This is a genomic window from Stenotrophomonas sp. IS26, assembly GCF_054188265.1.
On the sequence record NZ_JBSZJV010000002.1, the window covers coordinates 271,084 to 288,303 of the forward strand.

General features: G+C 66.5%; 12 protein-coding genes. 11 read left to right on the top strand and 1 reads right to left on the bottom strand.

The window, feature by feature from the left end; genetic code table 11:
• The first annotated feature begins 1 nt into the window (after nt 1).
• The 7 genes from ACW6W5_RS03175 (at nt 2) to ACW6W5_RS03205 (ending at nt 10,422) form a co-directional block, all read left to right on the top strand.
• Nucleotides 2–1,000 carry a dipeptide epimerase gene (locus tag ACW6W5_RS03175; RefSeq protein ID WP_152150605.1) on the top strand — a complete coding sequence of 333 codons (999 nt, stop codon included), beginning with the start codon at nt 2–4 and terminating at the stop codon, nt 998–1,000.
• A complete protein-coding gene (locus ACW6W5_RS03180; RefSeq protein ID WP_152150603.1) occupies nt 997–2,997 on the top strand; it encodes a serine hydrolase domain-containing protein in 2,001 nt (666 codons plus the stop codon). The genes ACW6W5_RS03175 and ACW6W5_RS03180 overlap by 4 nt, the downstream gene beginning before the upstream one ends.
• A 19-nt stretch (nt 2,998–3,016) precedes the next feature.
• Nucleotides 3,017–4,348 carry a peptide MFS transporter gene (locus ACW6W5_RS03185; RefSeq protein ID WP_152150601.1) on the top strand — a complete coding sequence of 444 codons (1,332 nt, stop codon included), beginning with the start codon at nt 3,017–3,019 and terminating at the stop codon, nt 4,346–4,348.
• A gap of 484 nt (nt 4,349–4,832) precedes the next feature.
• Complete coding sequence (locus ACW6W5_RS03190; protein ID WP_152150599.1) at nt 4,833–7,040, top strand: TonB-dependent receptor; 2,208 nt, start codon at nt 4,833–4,835, stop codon at nt 7,038–7,040.
• A 192-nt stretch (nt 7,041–7,232) separates the two neighbouring features.
• Nucleotides 7,233–8,276: a DUF1611 domain-containing protein gene (locus ACW6W5_RS03195; RefSeq protein WP_152150596.1), complete on the top strand. Its 1,044-nt coding sequence runs from the start codon at nt 7,233–7,235 to the stop codon at nt 8,274–8,276.
• Nucleotides 8,273–9,274: a class A beta-lactamase gene (bla, locus tag ACW6W5_RS03200; RefSeq protein WP_152150594.1), complete on the top strand. Its 1,002-nt coding sequence runs from the start codon at nt 8,273–8,275 to the stop codon at nt 9,272–9,274. The genes ACW6W5_RS03195 and bla overlap by 4 nt, the downstream gene beginning before the upstream one ends.
• The gene (locus ACW6W5_RS03205; RefSeq protein ID WP_152150591.1) at nt 9,271–10,422 is read left to right on the top strand and encodes a YkvI family membrane protein; all 1,152 of its coding nucleotides are present in this window, start codon (nt 9,271–9,273) and stop codon (nt 10,420–10,422) included. The genes bla and ACW6W5_RS03205 overlap by 4 nt, the downstream gene beginning before the upstream one ends.
• Here the strand turns inward: ACW6W5_RS03205 and ACW6W5_RS03210 are convergent.
• On the bottom strand, nt 10,392–11,303 hold the full coding sequence (locus ACW6W5_RS03210) for a LysR substrate-binding domain-containing protein (protein WP_088434372.1): 912 nt from the start codon (nt 11,301–11,303) through the stop codon (nt 10,392–10,394). The two genes, ACW6W5_RS03205 and ACW6W5_RS03210, sit on opposite strands and share 31 nt — an antisense overlap.
• Nucleotides 11,304–11,565: 262 nt before the next feature.
• Here ACW6W5_RS03210 and ACW6W5_RS03215 point away from each other — a divergent pair, with 262 nt between their 5' ends.
• From ACW6W5_RS03215 to lpdA, 4 genes are read left to right on the top strand one after another with little or no spacing between them, the layout of a single operon-like run.
• Entirely contained in the window at nt 11,566–12,816 is a 1,251-nt protein-coding gene (locus tag ACW6W5_RS03215) for a 3-methyl-2-oxobutanoate dehydrogenase (2-methylpropanoyl-transferring) subunit alpha (protein ID WP_152150589.1), read from the top strand.
• Between the two features lie 4 nt (nt 12,817–12,820).
• A complete protein-coding gene (locus ACW6W5_RS03220; protein WP_070473120.1) occupies nt 12,821–13,864 on the top strand; it encodes an alpha-ketoacid dehydrogenase subunit beta in 1,044 nt (347 codons plus the stop codon).
• Between the two features lie 3 nt (nt 13,865–13,867).
• Complete coding sequence (locus ACW6W5_RS03225; protein ID WP_152150587.1) at nt 13,868–15,217, top strand: dihydrolipoamide acetyltransferase family protein; 1,350 nt, start codon at nt 13,868–13,870, stop codon at nt 15,215–15,217.
• A gap of 3 nt (nt 15,218–15,220) precedes the next feature.
• Nucleotides 15,221–16,627: a dihydrolipoyl dehydrogenase gene (gene lpdA / locus ACW6W5_RS03230; protein WP_102788361.1), complete on the top strand. Its 1,407-nt coding sequence runs from the start codon at nt 15,221–15,223 to the stop codon at nt 16,625–16,627.
• Nucleotides 16,628–17,220: the final 593 nt, after the last annotated feature.

Genomic DNA, 17,220 nt, shown 5'->3' on the forward strand with positions numbered 1-17,220 from the left:
TGTGAAACTGACCCTGCAGATCGACTCGCTTGCGTTGCTGGCCCCGTTCCGGATCAGCGGTTACGTGTTCGAAAACGCGCCGGTACTGCGCGTGGAACTGGAAGAGGACGGCCATCGCGGCCGTGGCGAAGCCAGCGGCGTGTACTACTTCAATGACACGCCCGAGCAGATGCTGGCCACGCTGGAACTGCTGCGTGCGCGGATCGAAGCCGGCATCACCCGTGCCGAACTGCAGCAGCTGCTGCCCCGCGGCGGTGCGCGCAACGCGCTGGACTGCGCGCTATGGGATCTGGAAGCAAGCCGCACCGGCAAGCATGCCTGGGCGCTGGCCGGGCTCTCGCAGACGCGTCCCTTGCTGACCACCTGGACGCTCGGCGCCGATGACCCGGCGACGATGCAGTCGATCGCCACCGGACGCTATGCGCCGGCCAAGGCAGTCAAGCTCAAGCTCAGCGGTGACCTGGATATCGACATCGAGCGCGTGCGCGCGGTGCGCAAGGTGCGCCCGGATGTGTGGATGGGCGTGGACGCCAACCAGGGCTACAGCGTGGATGTGCTCGATGCACTGATTCCGGTGCTGCTGGACAACGACATCAAGCTGCTGGAGCAGCCGCTGCCGCGCGGTCGCGAAGCCGAGCTCAAGGGCTTTGCGCGGCCGCTGCCGTTCGCGGCCGACGAGAGTGTGCAGGACGTTTCCGAGATCGACGCGCTGGCAGGCCTGTTCGACGTCATCAACATCAAGCTCGACAAGGCCGGCGGCCTCACCGAAAGCCTGGCGATGGTCGGCAAGGCACGCTCGCTGGGCATGCAGGTGATGGTCGGCAATATGATCGGCAGCAGCTGGGCGATGGGCCCGGCCTTCATCGTGGGCCAGCATTGCGACGTGGTGGATCTGGATGGCCCGCTGTTCCTGCGCGACGATCGCGTGCCGGGCCTGCGTTACGACGAGGGCCTGGTGCATTGCGACGATGCCGTGTGGGGCAAGGGAGTGCAGGCATGAGTCTCTGGCGCCCGCTGATCTCCGGCCTGCTGCTGGCCTCCACCGCCGCGTTCTCGCCGCTGCATGCGCAGGCACCCACGCCCGTCGCGGCGCCCGCCGCACCTGTGGCTGCCGAGACGCCGGACACCATCACGCCCGCACCGGCCGCCACCGGCACGCTGGATGCGGCCCGCGTGGATACCTTCCTGGATGGCCTGGTGCCCTATCTGATGGCGCAGGGCGATCTCGCCGGCGCCGTGGTGACCGTGGTCGAGAACGGCAAGGTCGTCACCGAGCGCGGCTTTGGTTTCTCCGATGTTGAAAAGCGCACGCCGGTGGATCCCAGGACCACCCTGTTCCGCCCGGGCTCGATCTCCAAGCTGTTCGTCTGGACCGCGGTGATGCAGCTGGTGGAACAGGGCAAGCTGGACCTGGACACCGACATCAACACCTACCTGGACATCAAGGTCCCGGCCAAGGGTGAGCCGATCACGCTGCGCCAGATCATGACCCACACCAGCGGTCTGGAAGAGCGCATGCGCTACCTGATCGTGCTCGGCCCGGACCATCCGGCCAACCGAGACAACTACCTCAAGGAATGGGTGCCCAACCAGATCTCTGCGCCGGGCACCACGCCGGCGTATTCCAACTACGCCACCGGCATCGCCTCGTACATCGTCGAGCGGGTCAGCGGCCAGCGCTTCGAGGATTACGCCAGGCAGCACATCCTGCAGCCGCTGGACATGCAGTACGCCAGCTTCGAACAGAAGCTGCCGGCCGAGCTGCTGCCGCACGCTGCCAAGGGCTATCTGCTGGGCTCGGGCAAAAGCTACCCGGCCGAGAAGAACACCGCGCCGGGCGTGGGCGGTCTGTATGCCTCCGGCTCGGCGATGGCACGTTTCATGATGGCCACGCTCAACCATGGCGAACTGGACGGCCAGCGCATCATGCGCGCGGAAACCAACGCACAGATGCTGACCCCGCAGCCGGCGATCCTGCCGCACCTGCCGCGCATGGCCCTGGGCTGGATGGCCTCGGACACCGGTGGCTATGACACCCGCTCGCACGGCGGCACGATGCTGTTCTTCTACTCGTGGCTGTGGATGATTCCGGAACGCAACATCGGCGTCTTCGTGTCCACCAACAGCGTGGGGCGTGACGCGGCCGGTTCTGCCCTGCGCGCCCAGGTGTGGGAGCGCTTCGTCGAGAATTTCCTGCCGACCCTGCCGATCGAACGCGCTGGCCCGGGCGTGGATGCTGCCACTGCCCGCGAGCACGCCGCTGCGCTGGCCGGAACGAGCTGGCAGAGCACGCGCCGCTCGGACAGTTCGTATCTGCGCATGCTGACGCTGTTCGCACCGATCCGTGTGCACCCGCAGGAGGACGGCACCATCACCGTGGATGGCCAGAAGGGCCTCAACGGCCAGCTGCTGCGCTGGCGCGAGGTGTCGCCGTGGTTGTGGCAGCAGGAAAACGGCCGCGGCCTGTTGGAAGTGAAGGTCAAGGACGGCCGGCCGGTGTACTTCTCCGGCGGTCCGTTCGCCTCGGTGTTCGGCTTTGAACCGATCCCGGGCTGGCGTTCGCCGGTATGGCTGCGCCCGGCGCTGTTCGTCGCGCTGGGGTTGCTGACGCTGTCGGCCGTGCTGCGCATCGGGGGCGTGTTCGTGCGCCGCTACTACCGCGTCAGCGCACCGCTCGAGGCCCGTGGCCTGCGCTGGATGCAGACGCTGTCGGTCACCACGCAGCTCGGCACCGTGGTCGCCTGGGCGCTGTACGTGAAATCGATCGCTGGCCCGGGCGCGATCTCGTCGTACACCAACGGGCCGTTGATCCTGGTGCAGGCGTTGTCCTGGCTCAGCGTTATCGCCGCCCTCGCACTGGTCTGGGTGGCCGTCCGCGCGCCGGCCAGCTGGCCGCGCGTGCGCCGCTACGGTGCCTGGGTCGTCGCACTGGCAGGCCTGGTGGTGGCGTTCGTCGCCATTACCCAGCGCCTGATCAGCACCGGCCTGCAGATCTGACCCCCGGACGCCCCGCCCCATGACCCTCGATGCCCCGCGCAAGGCCTGGTTCGGGCAACCGCCTGGCCTGACCATCCTGTTCCTCACCGAGATGTGGGAGAAATTCTCCTACTACGGCATGCGGGCGCTGCTGGTCTATTACATGACCAAGCAGCTGCTGTTCTCGCAGGAACAGGCCTCGATGGTCTACGGCCTGTACACCGCGCTGGCCTACCTCAGCCCGGTGTTCGGCGGCATGCTCGCCGACCGCTGGCTGGGCAAGCGGCGGGCGGTGATCCTGGGCGGGGCGATCATGGCGTTCGGCCATTTCCTGATGGCCTTCGATGCGCTGCTGTATCCGGCCCTGCTGGCGATCGTGCTCGGCAACGGGCTGTTCCTGCCGACCCTGCCCGGCCAGGTCGGCGATCTGTACCAGCGCGATGATCCGCGCCGTGGCTCGGCGTTCAATGTGTACTACGTGGGCATCAACCTCGGTGCGTTTCTCGCCCCGCTGATCTGCGGCACGCTGGGTGAGGTGTATGGCTGGCACGTTGGCTTCTCCGCGGCCGGCATCGGCATGCTGCTCGGCCTGGTGATCTACATCACCGGCCGCCGCCATCTGCCGCCGGATCCGCCGCGCAGCGAGCGCGCCACACTGCCCTTCTCCGCCCTGTGGCAGCCAGCCTACCGCCCGCTGCTGCAGGTGATGGCGATGATTGCCGGCTTGATCGTGGTGTTCCGCCTGGCCTACGAGCAGATCGGCAACACCATCGCGATCTGGCTCGATACCGGCGTGGACCGCGTGCTCACCGCCGATTTCACCCTGCCGATGACCTGGTTCTTCTCGCTCAATCCCCTGCTGGTGTTCCTGATCACGCCGATGCTGGTGCAGCACTGGACCCGCCAGGCCCGCAACGGCCGCGAGCCGGCCGCACTGACCAAGATGGCAATCGGTGCTGCGGTGGTCGGCCTGTCCTTTGCCCTGGTGGCGATGCTGGGCGGTGAACCGTCGGCCAAGGTCGGCTGGCTGTGGGCCGTCCTGTTCTTTGCGATCTTCACCTTCGGCGAGCTCTTCATCCTGCCGGTGGGGCTGGGCCTGTTCGCACGCCTGGCGCCGGTCGGCTTTGGCGCCACGATCATCGCGTTCTGGTTCCTGGCCTCGTTCGGCGGCAACCTGCTGGCCGGCGCGGTCGGCACGCTGTGGTCAACGCTTTCCAGTGCCGTCTTCTTCTCGCTGATGGCCGGCACCTGCATGCTGGTTGCGGTGCTGCTGCTGCGCCTGGAGCGACGTGCCCGGCCATTGCTCGCCGGCAATGCTGCACCTGCACCACAGCATGCCGCCGCGGCCGACGGTGCCGTGACATCGGGTTGAGGCCGCAGCGTTGAGCAGGGCGATCGGCCGTGGCGACGATCGCGGCCGATAGCGACCCGTTTCCCGGCGCACGCCCCCGGGACAGATCAGAACGCCGGGAAACGCGATTCCGCATCCGCTGAATTGCTGCGGCGCAATAGTCCGTAATGGGATGATGTTTTCTGATTGAGCTTGACATAAACCTGATCAAGCTAAATATTCCTTACATAGGATTTGTAGGGATGTCGAAATGCCCGATCAGTTTCCGTACAACCCCACCGCCAGCCTCCGCGCCGATCGCGCCGCTGGCCAGCAACACGGCCTTGCACCTGCCAACGCCCGTCGTCTGCCGTTTCCTTCCCCCACGCCTCCTCCCCTGACCGACGTGCCAACCCGGCGCGGCGTCGACAGCGCGCGCCTCCACACCCCTCCACGGCTGTTACCGCCGTGCATGGCCGTCGTTTTTCCTGCCTGACCCCGTTCCTGATTCCGGAGAGCCCGCCACATGCGCAAGCCGATGAAACGTTCGATCCTCGCCTCCACCGTCACCCTGTGCTGCATGGGCCTTGCCACCGCGGCGATGGCCCAGGATGCCGACGCCGATGGCAGCCGCAGCACACCCGATGTGGTGGAGCTCGATCGCGTGGTGGCGACCGCACAGAAGCGCGCCGAGAACGTGATGGAGGTGGCCGCCGGCGTCAGCGTGATCAGCGAAGAACGTCTCGAGGCGTTCGGCGCCACCCGCCTGAACGACTTCGCCGCCTACGTGCCGGGCTTCCAGGTGGACAGCGGCGGCGCACCGGGCCAGACCACGATGGCACTGCGCGGTGTCGCGCCTCTCGGGGGCGGCTCGATCATCGGCACCTACATTGATGACACGCCGATCGGCCCGAGCAGCAACAAACAGCGCGCGACCACCTACGCACTGGACCTGCTGCCGTATGACATCCAGAGCGTGGAAGTGCTGCGCGGCCCGCAGGGCACGCTGTACGGCGCCAGTTCGATGGGCGGGCTGTTCAAGTACATCACCAAGGCGGCCGATCCGGATGCGTTCGAGTTCCGCGCCGGCACGGATGTGAACGCGACCAAGGAGGCCGGTGATACCGGCATCGGCGTGCGCACGGCCTTCAACGTACCGCTCATTGAAGGCAAGCTGGCCATGCGCGCCAGCCTGTCGCGCCAGAGCACGCCCGGCTACGTCGACCAGCCTGACCTCACCGGCGAGGACGCCAAGGACAGCAACGGCTACTACCAGCTGGCCTCCCGCCTGGCCCTGACCTGGCGCATCAGCGACACCGCCAACCTGCGCGTGCAGGCGTTGTCGCAGATCGTGGACGCCGACAACTCCAGTGCGGTGGGCTTGACCTATCCCACGCTGGAGCCGATCCGCGGCCCGCTCGAAGGCATCCTGCAGCGCGCGACGCCGTACCGGATGGAAACCGACTACTACTCGGCGATCCTGGACTGGGATCTGGGCAACGTCGATTTCGTCTCCGCCACCAGCTTCTCCGAAACCCGCATGGACGAAGTGCAGGATTCCACGCTGGTCTATGGCGTCGCCTGGCCGCTGCTGACACCGTACCCGGCCGGCCAGGCGCAGTTCGATGTCTTCCTCGGCACGCGCAAGTGGACCCAGGAATTCCGCATCAGCTCCAAGGAGAGCGAGCGCTTCGAATGGTTGCTCGGCACCTTCTTCACCGGCGAGAAGAACACCAACCGCCAGCAGGTCAGTGCCTACGATGCCAACGGCATCCCGCTGCCGTTCAACCCCGGCACCGCCAGCCTGCCCGGCACCTATGACGAGCAGGCGATCTTCGCCGACGTCACGTATAAGTTCAGCCCGCGCTTCGATGTCTCCGCCGGTGTGCGGCACGCGCGCAACCAGCAGGATTTCGAACAGCACAGCATCGGGCTGCTGTACGGCCCGCGGCCGATCGATCTGGCCGACTCCGCCGATGACAGCGTGACCACGTGGAAGCTGGCCTCGCGCTGGCACCTCAACGACAGCGCGATGATCTACGCGCGTTACGCCACCGGCTATCGCCCGGGTGGACCGAACGTCTCGACCTCCGGCGTGGTTCCGATGACCAAGGCCGATACGCTGGACAACCTCGAGCTCGGCTTCAAATCGCACTTCTGGGACCGCCGCGCGATGATCGACCTGGCGTTGTTCCGGATCGACTGGGACGACATCCAGGTGCGCGTCTCCGAGAACGGCCTGAGCTGGATGGGCAATGCCGGCAGCGCGCGCAGCCAGGGTGCGGAACTGAGCTTCATGGTCCGCCCGGCCGAGCGCCTGACGGTCGGCCTCAATGCGGCCTACATCGATTCGAAGATCGGTGATGTACCGCCCTCCAGCGGCCTGGTGTCCGGCAGCCGGATGCCGATGACGCCGCGCCTGAGCTGGTCGAGCACGATCGACTACGACTTCGATGTGAGCGACCAGTGGCAGGGCCGGGTCGGTGCTGGCTACCGGGTCACCGGCGAGCGCGTCGCCGGCGCGTACGACATCGACAGCTACAACGCGCTGGACCTGCATGCCGAGCTGACCAACATGACGTGGACGGTCCGCCTGTACGCCCGCAATGCCACCGACGAGCGTGCCTACGTCTCAACCGGCTCGGTACGGGACGCGCTGAACCGCTACGTCGCGGTGACCGGCGTGCCGCTGCAGCCGCGCACGATCGGCATGTCGATCGACTACCGCTACTGAGTGCCGTAGCGCCGTGCCCGGTGGCGCGCAAGCCGTCGCCGGGCCCACGGTCGGAAGAGACTAAAGGAGTATCCTGATTGGGTTGCATATTCTCTGATTAGGACTTATACAGATCCAACCAGGTCTAACAACTGCGAGCCCCTCGTCGTGAATGCCTCCCCTCTCTTCTCTCCCCCGACTACTGGATCCCTCATGAGCGCAACGCCCACCGCTGCCGTACAGGCCCTCGCCGCCCTCCCCCAGCCGTACCTGCTGTTCCTGGGCGATACCACCGAAGCGGGCTTCGCCAAGACCGCGATCGGCCTGCACGACTGGGCGCCGGAAGTGTGCGTGGCCGAGTGGAGCCTGCCGGGCTGCCCGATCACCACCGGCCTGCCGAGCATGACGCCGGCGCAGGCGCGCGCCGCCGGTGCCCGGGCGATGGTGATCGGCGTGGCCAACGGCGGTGGGGTCATTCCCCCGCAGTGGCTGCCGGCGCTGGTGGACGCACTGGAAAACGGGCTGGACCTGGTCAGTGGCATGCACCAGAAGCTGGGTGACATTCCGGAACTGGCTGCGGCGGCCGAACGCCACGGGCGCGAGCTGATCAACGTGCGCGTGCCGCCGCGCGGCATTCCGGTCGGCAACGGCCGCAAGCGCACCGGCAAGCGCGTGCTGACCGTCGGCACGGATTGCGCGCTGGGCAAGAAGTACACCGCGCTGGCGCTGGCACGCGGCCTGCGTGGGCTCGGCGTGGATGCCGACTTCCGCGCCAGCGGCCAGACCGGCATCCTGATCGCCGGCAGCGGCATTCCGATGGACGCGGTGGTCGCCGATTTCTCGGCCGGTGCCGCCGAACTGCTCAGCCCGAATGCGGCCGACAATCACTGGGATGTCATCGAAGGCCAGGGCTCGCTGTTCCATCCCGCCTACGCCGGTGTCAGCCTCGGTCTGCTGCATGGCAGCCAGCCGGATGTGTTCGTGGTCTGCCACCAGCCGGGGCGCAAGCACGTGCTGGGGTATCCGGACTATCCGCTGCCCTCCATCGAAGAGGTCATCGCATTGACCGTGCAACTGGGGCGCCGTACCAATCCTGATATCCGCTGCGTCGGCGTCAGTCTCAATACCCATGGCATGACCGACGCCGCGGCAGCTGCCGCCTGTGCCGAAGTCAGCGCGCGTCTTGGTCTGCCGGTGGCCGACCCGATGCGGCAAGATGGGGAATTCAACCGTTTGCTGGAGGCCTGCATCGCATGAAGATGACATCCCGTACCTTGAGCCTGTGCGTTGCCGCGTTGCTGGGCCTGAGCCCGCTCGCTGCGTTCAGCGCCACCACCAGCCCGGTTGAAACCGAAGTCGCGCGCCTGGCCACGCTGGTCGACGGCAAGGTGGGGGTCTCGGCGTGGCGCCTGGATGGCAAGGGCGCGCAGGTCCATCTCAATCCCGACGAAGCATTCCCGATGGCCAGCACGTTCAAGGTCGCCGTGGCGGCCGTGATCCTGACCAAGGTCGATGCCGGCGAACTGGCACTGACCACGATGGTGCCGGTGCCGAAGGCGTTCTATGTCGATTCGGAAGTGGTCGCGGACCGCTTCATCCATGATGGTGTGAGCCTGTCGGTGCACAACCTGCTGGAGGTCATGCTGACCCAGAGCGACAACACCGCCACCGACGTGCTGGTGGCGCAGGCCGGCGGACCGGCCGCGGTCACCGCCTGGCTGCGCGCACAGGGCATCGAAGGCCAGCGCCTGGATCGCAACACCCGCCAGCTGCTCAGCGATATCTTCGGCCTCGGCGATGAGCCGCTGACCAAGGAACGCGTCGCCGAGCTCACCCTCGATCCGGAGGTGGTCAAGCGCACCAAAGCCGGCAACGAAGCCTTTGACAAGGATCCGCGCGACACCTCCACGCCGCGCGCGATGTCGACCCTGTTGACCAAGCTGTTCACCGGCAAGGCCCTGAGCCCGGCCAGCACCGAGGTGCTGGTGCAGATCATGGAACGTTGCCGGACCTGCAGCGCGCGCCTGCGTGGCAGCCTGCCGCCGGGCACCAAGGTGGCCGACAAGAGCGGCACCGTGGCCGGCACCGTCAATGATGTCGGCGTGGTCACCCTGCCCGATGGCAGCCAGTTCGCGATCTCCGTGTTCGTCAAAGCCAGCAATGCCCCACGCAGCGAACGTGAGCGTGTGATCGCCGAGATCGCCCGCACCGTGCGCGACTTCTACCTGCTGCAGCCGACGGCCGCGCGCAAGTGACCGCCGCCGCCAGCCGGTTCCAGCGGTATCTGTTGCCCGGCTTGGCGTTCAAGTCCGCCGTGATCGGCGGCGGATACGCGACCGGCCGTGAGCTGGCGGAGTTTTTCCTGCCATCGGGCCCCTGGGGCGGCCTGGCCGCGATGGTGTTGTCGATGCTGATCTGGAGCGTGATCTGCATCCTGACGTTCCTGTTGGCCCGGGCGATCCGGGCCAACGATTACCGCACCTTCTTCCGGCATCTGCTGGGCCGTGGCTGGTGGACCTTCGAAGTGGCCTACCTGGCGTTGATCGTCGTCGTGCTGGCGGTGTTCGGCGCGGCCGCCGGCGAACTGGCCGCGACCATGTTCGGCTGGCCACGGATCGTCGGCACGCTGGTGCTGGTGGCGATCATCACCGGTGTGGTGCAGGCCGGCACCAACGCCGTCGAACGCATGTTCAAGCTGATGTCGGCCTTCATGTACCTGGTCTACGCCATTGCCGCGTGCCTGATCCTCTATCGCTTCGGCGGCGGCGCGATGGCGCAGCTGTCCAACACCCATGAGCTCGGCCAGGACTGGGTGCTCAACGGCGTCACCTACGCCGGCTACAACATGTTCGCGGCGGTCTCGATCCTGCTGGTGGTGCGCCACCTGCTGTGCCGGCGCGATGCGGTGATCGCAGGCGCCCTCGCCGGCCCGTTGGCGATCCTGCCGGCCATCGTGTTCTACGTCTGCATGATCGCCTTCCTGCCGGACATCGCCGATGCGCCCCTGCCCTCAGACCTGATGCTCGGCCAGCTCGGCCTGCCGTGGTTCCAGTGGCTGTTCCGGCTGATGATCATGGTCGCGCTGGTCGAAACCGGGGTCACCCTGATGGCCTCGGTGGACGGCCGGATCAGCGTCAACTGGAAAGAGCGCACCGGCGCTGCCCCCGGCCGCGGCATGCGCGTGGCGATCATTGCCGCCATCCTGCTGATGGCCGTGTTCCTGGCCGATGGCATCGGACTGGTTGCGCTGATCGCGAAGGGCTACCGGCTGCTGGCCTACGCCATCCTGGCTACCTACGTGGTGCCGCTGCTGGCGTACTCGGCGTGGCAGATCTGGTCACGCCGCGGGCAGGCGTTCGAGGTCATCGCCACTCAGCCGCCACAGGCAAAGACCAGGAACTGATGCAGTGCGCGTGCCGGCGCGGACAGGTCTTCGTCCGGGCGCCAGACCAGGCCGACTTCCATCGGCGGCACCGCGTCGGTGAGGGTGCGTACGTCGATCCGGCGCCCCTCCAGCGACCACGGCCGATAGACCATGTCCGACAGGATGCTCACCCCGAAGCCATAGGCGACCATGCCGCGCAGCGCTTCCAGCGACGAGGTGCGGAACACCACATTGGGTTCGCGCCCGACCGAGCGCCAGTAGCGCATCGCCGACTCCTGCCCTTCGTCGACCATCAGCATGATGTACGGATACGGCTCGACGTCGGCCGGGCTGATCACCGGCAGCTGCAGCAGCGGGTGCGACTCGGACAGCCACAGCTGGCGGCGCGAGCGGATCAGCACCTGCCGCCGCAGCACATAGGGCTCGGCCATGTTGGAAATGATGCACAGCCCGAAATCCAGATCGCCGCTGCCGACGCCCTGCTCGATCGCGGCACGGTCCATGTCCACCAGATCCACTTCCACCTGCGGGTAGGAGCGCTTGAAGCGCGCCAGCAGGCTCGGCAGGAAGTAACCAAGCACCGTGTAGGAGGCGCCGATCCTCACCCGGCCCGGCAGGGTGTTGGCCAGGAACATCGGCTCGCTGAGCGCGTCCTGCAGGGTGTCCAGGATGTGCCGCACATGCTGATGGAAACGGTGCCCCTCGGCGGTCAGCCCGACCCCGTGCGGCATGCGGTCGAACAGCTTCAGGCCCAACGAGGCTTCCAGCTGGGCGACCGCGGTGGTGATGACCGACTGGGAGACGTGCAGCTTGCGCGCAGCCTGCGAAAACTGCCCCAACTCGGCCGCTTCGGCAAAGTACCGCAGCTGGCGCAGGGTCATGTTGGCGGGGATTTGCATGCACGGGCTCCCACGGAATGAAGATATCTGAATAAACAATACCTCATACGCAATTAAACAAATTTACGATAAGCCGCTGTGCCTCTAGACTTCACACCGGGTGCAATGCGCCATGGCCCCAGCCGCCTTGCAAGCGCTGGCCCTTACCCGCTTCGCGACGAGATCCCGCCCGGATGTCGGCGCGCCAACATCGCCATTACCGTTGCCCCCCGCCTGCGGTATGCCTGTAGCTCCATGACCCAAGCCCAGCGAGGCCCCTGACATGTCATCACCCCAGATCCCCGCCACGAGTGAACCGTTGCGTTTGCACGTGCCCGAGCCCAGCGCCCGTCCCGGCCAGGCCACCGACTTTTCCTATCTGAAGCTGAGCCCCGCCGGCGCGGTCGACAAACCGCCCGTGGACGTGAGCGCCAGCCAGACCGCACCGCTGACCGGCCAGCTGATCCGCGTGCTGGACGACAACGGCGACGCCGTAGGCCCCTGGGCTGCCGACATCGACGACGCCGTGCTGCTGCGTGCGATGCACGCCATGCTCAAGACGCGCGCCTATGACGCCCGCCTGCTGATCGCCCAGCGCCAGAAGAAGACCTCGTTCTACATCCAGTGCCTGGGTGAGGAAGCGATCGCGGTCGGCCAGACCCTGGCGCTGCGCGATGACGACATGCAGTTCCCGACCTACCGCCAGCAGGGCATCCTGATCACCAAGGAAGTCTCGCTGGTCGACATGATCTGCCAGGTACTGTCCAACGCGGCCGACCCGCTGAAGGGCCGCCAGCTGCCGATCATGTATTCGTACAAGGATTACGGCTTCTTCTCGATCTCCGGCAACCTGACCACCCAGTACATCCAGGCCGTGGGCTGGGCGATGGCCTCGGCGATCAAGGGCGACACCCGCATCGCCACCGCATGGGTGGGTGATGGCGCGACCGCCGAAGGCGACTTCCACGCCGCGCTGACCTTCGCGCACGTGTACCGCGCCCCGGTCGTGCTCAACGTGGTCAACAACCAGTGGGCGATCTCCACCTTCCAGGCGATTGCCGGCGGTGAGAACACCACCTTCGCCGCGCGCGGCGTGGGCTACGGCATTCCGTCGCTGCGTGTGGACGGCAACGATCTGCTGGCCGTGTACGCTGCCTCGCGCTGGGCCGCCGAACGCGCCCGCAGCAACCTGGGCCCGACCCTGATCGAGTGGGTGACCTACCGCGCCGGCCCGCATTCGACCTCGGATGATCCCTCCAAGTACCGCCCGGCCGATGATGCCCAGCACTTCCCGCTCGGCGATCCGATCGACCGCCTGAAGCAGCACCTGATCAAGCGCGGCCTGTGGAGCGAGCAGCAGCACGACGAAGTCCGCGCCGAACTGGATGCCGAGGTCCTGCGTGCCCTCAAGGAAGCCGAGACCCATGGGTTGCTCGGCAGCGACAACCGTCCCGGCGCGGCCCTCATGTTCGAAGACGTCTACAAGGACATGCCCGAACACCTCCGTCGCCAGCGTCAGCAGTTGGGAGTCTGAACACATGAGCGGGATTGAACAGAACAACACCGGCGGCACGCCGATGACCATGATCCAGGCGCTGCGCTCGGCGATGGACGTGATGCTGGAACGCGACGACAACGTGGTGGTCTTCGGCCAGGACGTGGGCTACTTCGGCGGCGTGTTCCGCTGCACAGATGGCCTGCAGACCAAGTACGGCAAGCAGCGCGTGTTCGATGCGCCGATTTCCGAGAACGGCATCGCCGGCGCGGCGATCGGCATGGCTGCCTACGGCCTGCGCCCGGTCGCCGAGATCCAGTTCGCCGATTACATCTACCCGGCCTACGACCAGATCGTGTCCGAAGCGGCGCGCATGCGCTATCGCTCCGGCGGCAGCTTCACCTCCTCGCTGGTGTTCCGCACCCCGTGCGGTGGTGGCATCTACGGTGGCCAGACCCACAGCCAGAGCCCGGAAGCGATCTTCGCCCACGCCACCGGCCTGCGCACGGTCATGCCGTCCAACCCGTACGACGCCAAGGGCCTGCTGATCGCCTCGATCGAGAACGACGATCCGGTGATCTTCCTGGAGCCCAAGCGCCTGTACAACGGCCCGTTCGACGGTCACCACGACCGCCCGGTCACCGCGTGGTCCAAGTACCCGGACAACCTGGTGCCGGAGGGCTACTACAACGTGCCGCTGGACAAGGCCGCCATCGCCCGCGAAGGCAAGGCCCTGACGATCATCACCTACGGCACCACCGTGTGGGTGGCCAAGGCCGCCGCCGAAGATGCCGGGATCGATGCCGAAGTGATCGACCTGCGCAGTCTGTGGCCGCTGGATCTGGAGGCCATCGTCACTTCGGTCAAGAAGACCGGCCGCTGCATCGTGCTGCACGAAGCCACCCGCACCTGCGGCTTCGGCGCCGAACTGGTCGCGCTGGTGCAGGAGCACTGCTTCTACCACCTGCAGGCCCCGGTGGAACGCGTTACCGGCTGGGACACCCCGTATCCGCACGCGCAGGAATGGGACTACTTCCCGGGTCCGTCCCGGGTCATCGATGCAATGCAGCGCGTGCTGGAGGACTGAACCATGGGACATCACGTCATCAAGATGCCGGACATCGGTGAAGGTATCGCCGAAGTCGAACTGATCACCTGGAAGGTCGAGGTCGGTGGCCCGGTCGCCGAAGACCAGGTCGTGGCCGAGGTCATGACCGACAAGGCCATGGTCGAGATCCCCTCGCCCGTGTCAGGCACCGTGGTCTCGCTGGGCGGCAAGCCCGGCCAGATGATGGCCGTCGGCAGCGAGCTGATCCGCCTGGAAGTGGACGGCGCCGGCAATGCCAGCGCCGCCAGTGCACCGGCCGCTGCCGCACCGGCCGAACCGGTGGCTGCGCCCAAGGCTGCGGCACCGGCAGCGGCACCTGCGGCCGCCGCCGAATCTGCACCGGCTGCGACGCCGGCCAAGGCCGCCGCTGCCTCCGCACCCGCCTGCGCCGCCAAGCAGGACGCGCGCGGCGCGGTCACCAACGGCGTGCTCAACGCCGGTGAAGCCCCGCTGGCCTCGCCGGCCGTGCGCCGCCGCGCCTGGGACCTGGGTGTCGAGCTGCGCTACGTGCCGGCCACCGGCCCGGGCGACCGCATCCTGCAGGCCGATCTGGATGCCTACGCCGCCGCCGGTGGCAAGGCGCAGCCGGTCGGTGGCAGTGGCAGTGCCGGTGGCAGCAGCTACGCGCGCCGTACCGGCGAGCAGCAGGTGCCGATCATCGGCCTGCGTCGCAAGATCGCGCAGAAGATGCAGCAGTCCTGGACGACCATTCCGCACATCACCTATGTGGAAGAAATCGACGTCACCGAAGTGGAAGCCCTGCGCGCCAAGCTCAACGAGCGCTGGGCCAAGGAGCGCGGTAAGCTGACCCTGCTGCCGCTGCTGGCACGCGCGGTGGTGCTGGCCGCACGCGACTTCCCGCAGATGAACGCCCGTTTCGATGACCAGGCCAACATCGTGACCCGCTATGAAGGCGTGCAGCTGGGCATCGCGACCCAGAGCGAGGTCGGCCTGTCGGTACCGGTGGTCGCGCATGCCGAGTCGCTGGACCTGTGGCAGACCGCCACCGAGATCGCGCGCCTGGCCAACGCCGTGCGCGTGGGCAAGGCCACCCGTGAGGAGCTGTCCGGCTCCACCATCACCATCAGCAGCCTCGGTGCGGTCGGCGGTGTGGTGTCGACACCGATCATCAACCATCCGGAAGTGGCGATCGTCGGTGTGAACCGCATCATCGAACGCCCGATGTTCCGCGAGGGCCAGGTGGTGGCCCGCAAGCTGATGAATCTGTCGTCTTCGTTCGACCATCGCATCGTCGATGGCATGGATGCGGCCGAGTTCGTGCAGGCGATCCGTACGCGCCTGGAAACCCCGGCCCTGCTGTTCGTGGAGTAAGCGATGTCCAATACCCTTCAAACCCAGCTGCTGATCATCGGCGGCGGTCCCGGCGGCTACATCGCCGGCATCCGCGCCGGCCAGCTCGGCGTCAAGACCATCGTGGTCGAGGGCGTCAATCCGGGTGGCACCTGCCTCAACATCGGCTGCATCCCGTCCAAGGCGCTGATCCATGCCGCCGAGGAATTCGCCAAGGTCACCGCCTATGCGGCAGGCACCTCGCCGCTGGGCATCAGCGTGCAGGCACCGTCGCTGGATCTGGCCAAGACCGTCGCGTGGAAGGCCGGCATCGTCAAGAAGCTGACCGGTGGCGTTAGCGCACTGCTGAAGAAAAACGGCGCGCAGCTGATCAAGGGCTGGGCCACGATCGTCGACGGCAAGACCGTCGAGATCGCCGGTGCCGCCGAAGATGGCGGCACGCTGCGCATCACCTGCGAGCACCTGCTGCTGGCCACCGGCTCGGTGCCGGTGGAACTGCCGTTCCTGCCGTTCGGTGGCAAGGTCATCTCCTCCACCGAAGCCCTCTCGCCGACCTCGCTGCCCAAGCAGCTGATCGTCGTCGGTGGCGGCTACATCGGCCTGGAGCTGGGCACGGTGTACCGCAAGCTGGGCTGCGAAGTCACCGTGGTCGAGGCCCAGGAGCGCATCCTGCCGGCCTACGACGCCGAGCTGACCAAGCCGGTGGCCACGCACCTGGAGAAATCCGGCGTGAAGCTGCTGACCGGCCACAGCGTGCTCGGCCTGGCCGACAACGGCCAGCTGCGCGTGCGTGACAAGGACGGTAACGAAATCGCGCTGGACGCCGACCAGATCCTGGTCGCGGTCGGCCGTCGCCCGAAGACCGACGGCTTCAATCTCGAATCGCTGCAGCTGGATCTGACCGGCAAGGCGATCAAGATCGACGACCAGTGCAAGACCTCGATGCGCAACGTGTGGGCCATCGGCGATGTCGCCGGTGAGCCGATGCTCGCGCACCGGGCGATGGCACAGGGCGAACTGGTGGCCGAGATCGTCAGCGGCAAGAAGCGCCACTTCGTGCCGGCCGCGATTCCGGCGGTGTGCTTCACCGATCCGGAAATCGTGGTGGTCGGGCTGTCGCCGGACGAAGCCAAGGCACAGGGCATCGAGACCAAGGTCGCGCTGTTCCCGTTCGCGGCCAATGGCCGTGCGATGTCGCTGGAATCCACCGATGGCTTCGTGCGCGTTGTCGCGCGCAGCAGCGACCATCGCATCCTCGGCTGGCAGGCGGTGGGCGTGCAGGTGTCGGAACTGTCGATCGCCTTCGTGCAGTCGATTGAGATGGGCGCCACGCTGGAAGATATCGCCGGGACGATCCATCCGCACCCGACGCTGGGCGAGGCGGTGCAGGAAGCGGCGCTGCGTGCGCTGGGGCATGCGTTGCATATCTGAATTTGTGTGTCTTTGATGGACGACGGACGGCCCGCATTGCGGGCTGTTCGTTCTGGGGGCGCTGGGGAAACCAACTAGCGCTTACAGCGCTTTGGCCGAACATTTGGGATGAGTCAGACACTGTAGGGCGGACGGTTGGTCGGCTGCTATTCGAACGACCCGCTACCTCATGATATTGCCAAACGCTTTGCCGCCGGCTCGGCGTTTCGCATTTTGTAATTGAGGACCGGTATCTCAACAACGCTATTAAGCGGCGCCGGTCGCGGCCGTAGCACACCAAAGCCCTTGCTGGACCGTTGGATTTTCTAAGCACACTCAGGATGTCGGCTTCGGCCCGCCACCATCATCATACAAGTGCGCTGGCCCCAAACGTACTGATATCTGACGCTCATGAGCGGGTGGGTAAAATGAGCGATAGGTCTCACTACTCACCGACCATGCCTGTGGGTAAGATGAAACAAGCCCGTTCAGCGTGATTTCGCTTCAGCCGGTCTTCCCACGACATCAGCGGCATGACAACCGCGACCAAAGTAGGTCTCGCTTCTCCAATAGCACCCTTCCCGCGCGTCTTCCGCTTGGAGTTCAAGGCGAGC

Coding starts and splice junctions, on each gene's coding strand:
- bla (WP_152150594.1), top strand. CDS start 8,273: ATGAAGATGACATCCCGTACCTTGAGCCTGTGCGTTGCCGCGTTGCTG.
- ACW6W5_RS03210 (WP_088434372.1), bottom strand. CDS start 11,303: ATGCAAATCCCCGCCAACATGACCCTGCGCCAGCTGCGGTACTTTGCC.
- ACW6W5_RS03195 (WP_152150596.1), top strand. CDS start 7,233: ATGAGCGCAACGCCCACCGCTGCCGTACAGGCCCTCGCCGCCCTCCCC.
- ACW6W5_RS03190 (WP_152150599.1), top strand. CDS start 4,833: ATGCGCAAGCCGATGAAACGTTCGATCCTCGCCTCCACCGTCACCCTG.
- ACW6W5_RS03180 (WP_152150603.1), top strand. CDS start 997: ATGAGTCTCTGGCGCCCGCTGATCTCCGGCCTGCTGCTGGCCTCCACC.
- ACW6W5_RS03185 (WP_152150601.1), top strand. CDS start 3,017: ATGACCCTCGATGCCCCGCGCAAGGCCTGGTTCGGGCAACCGCCTGGC.
- ACW6W5_RS03225 (WP_152150587.1), top strand. CDS start 13,868: ATGGGACATCACGTCATCAAGATGCCGGACATCGGTGAAGGTATCGCC.
- lpdA (WP_102788361.1), top strand. CDS start 15,221: ATGTCCAATACCCTTCAAACCCAGCTGCTGATCATCGGCGGCGGTCCC.
- ACW6W5_RS03215 (WP_152150589.1), top strand. CDS start 11,566: ATGTCATCACCCCAGATCCCCGCCACGAGTGAACCGTTGCGTTTGCAC.
- ACW6W5_RS03220 (WP_070473120.1), top strand. CDS start 12,821: ATGAGCGGGATTGAACAGAACAACACCGGCGGCACGCCGATGACCATG.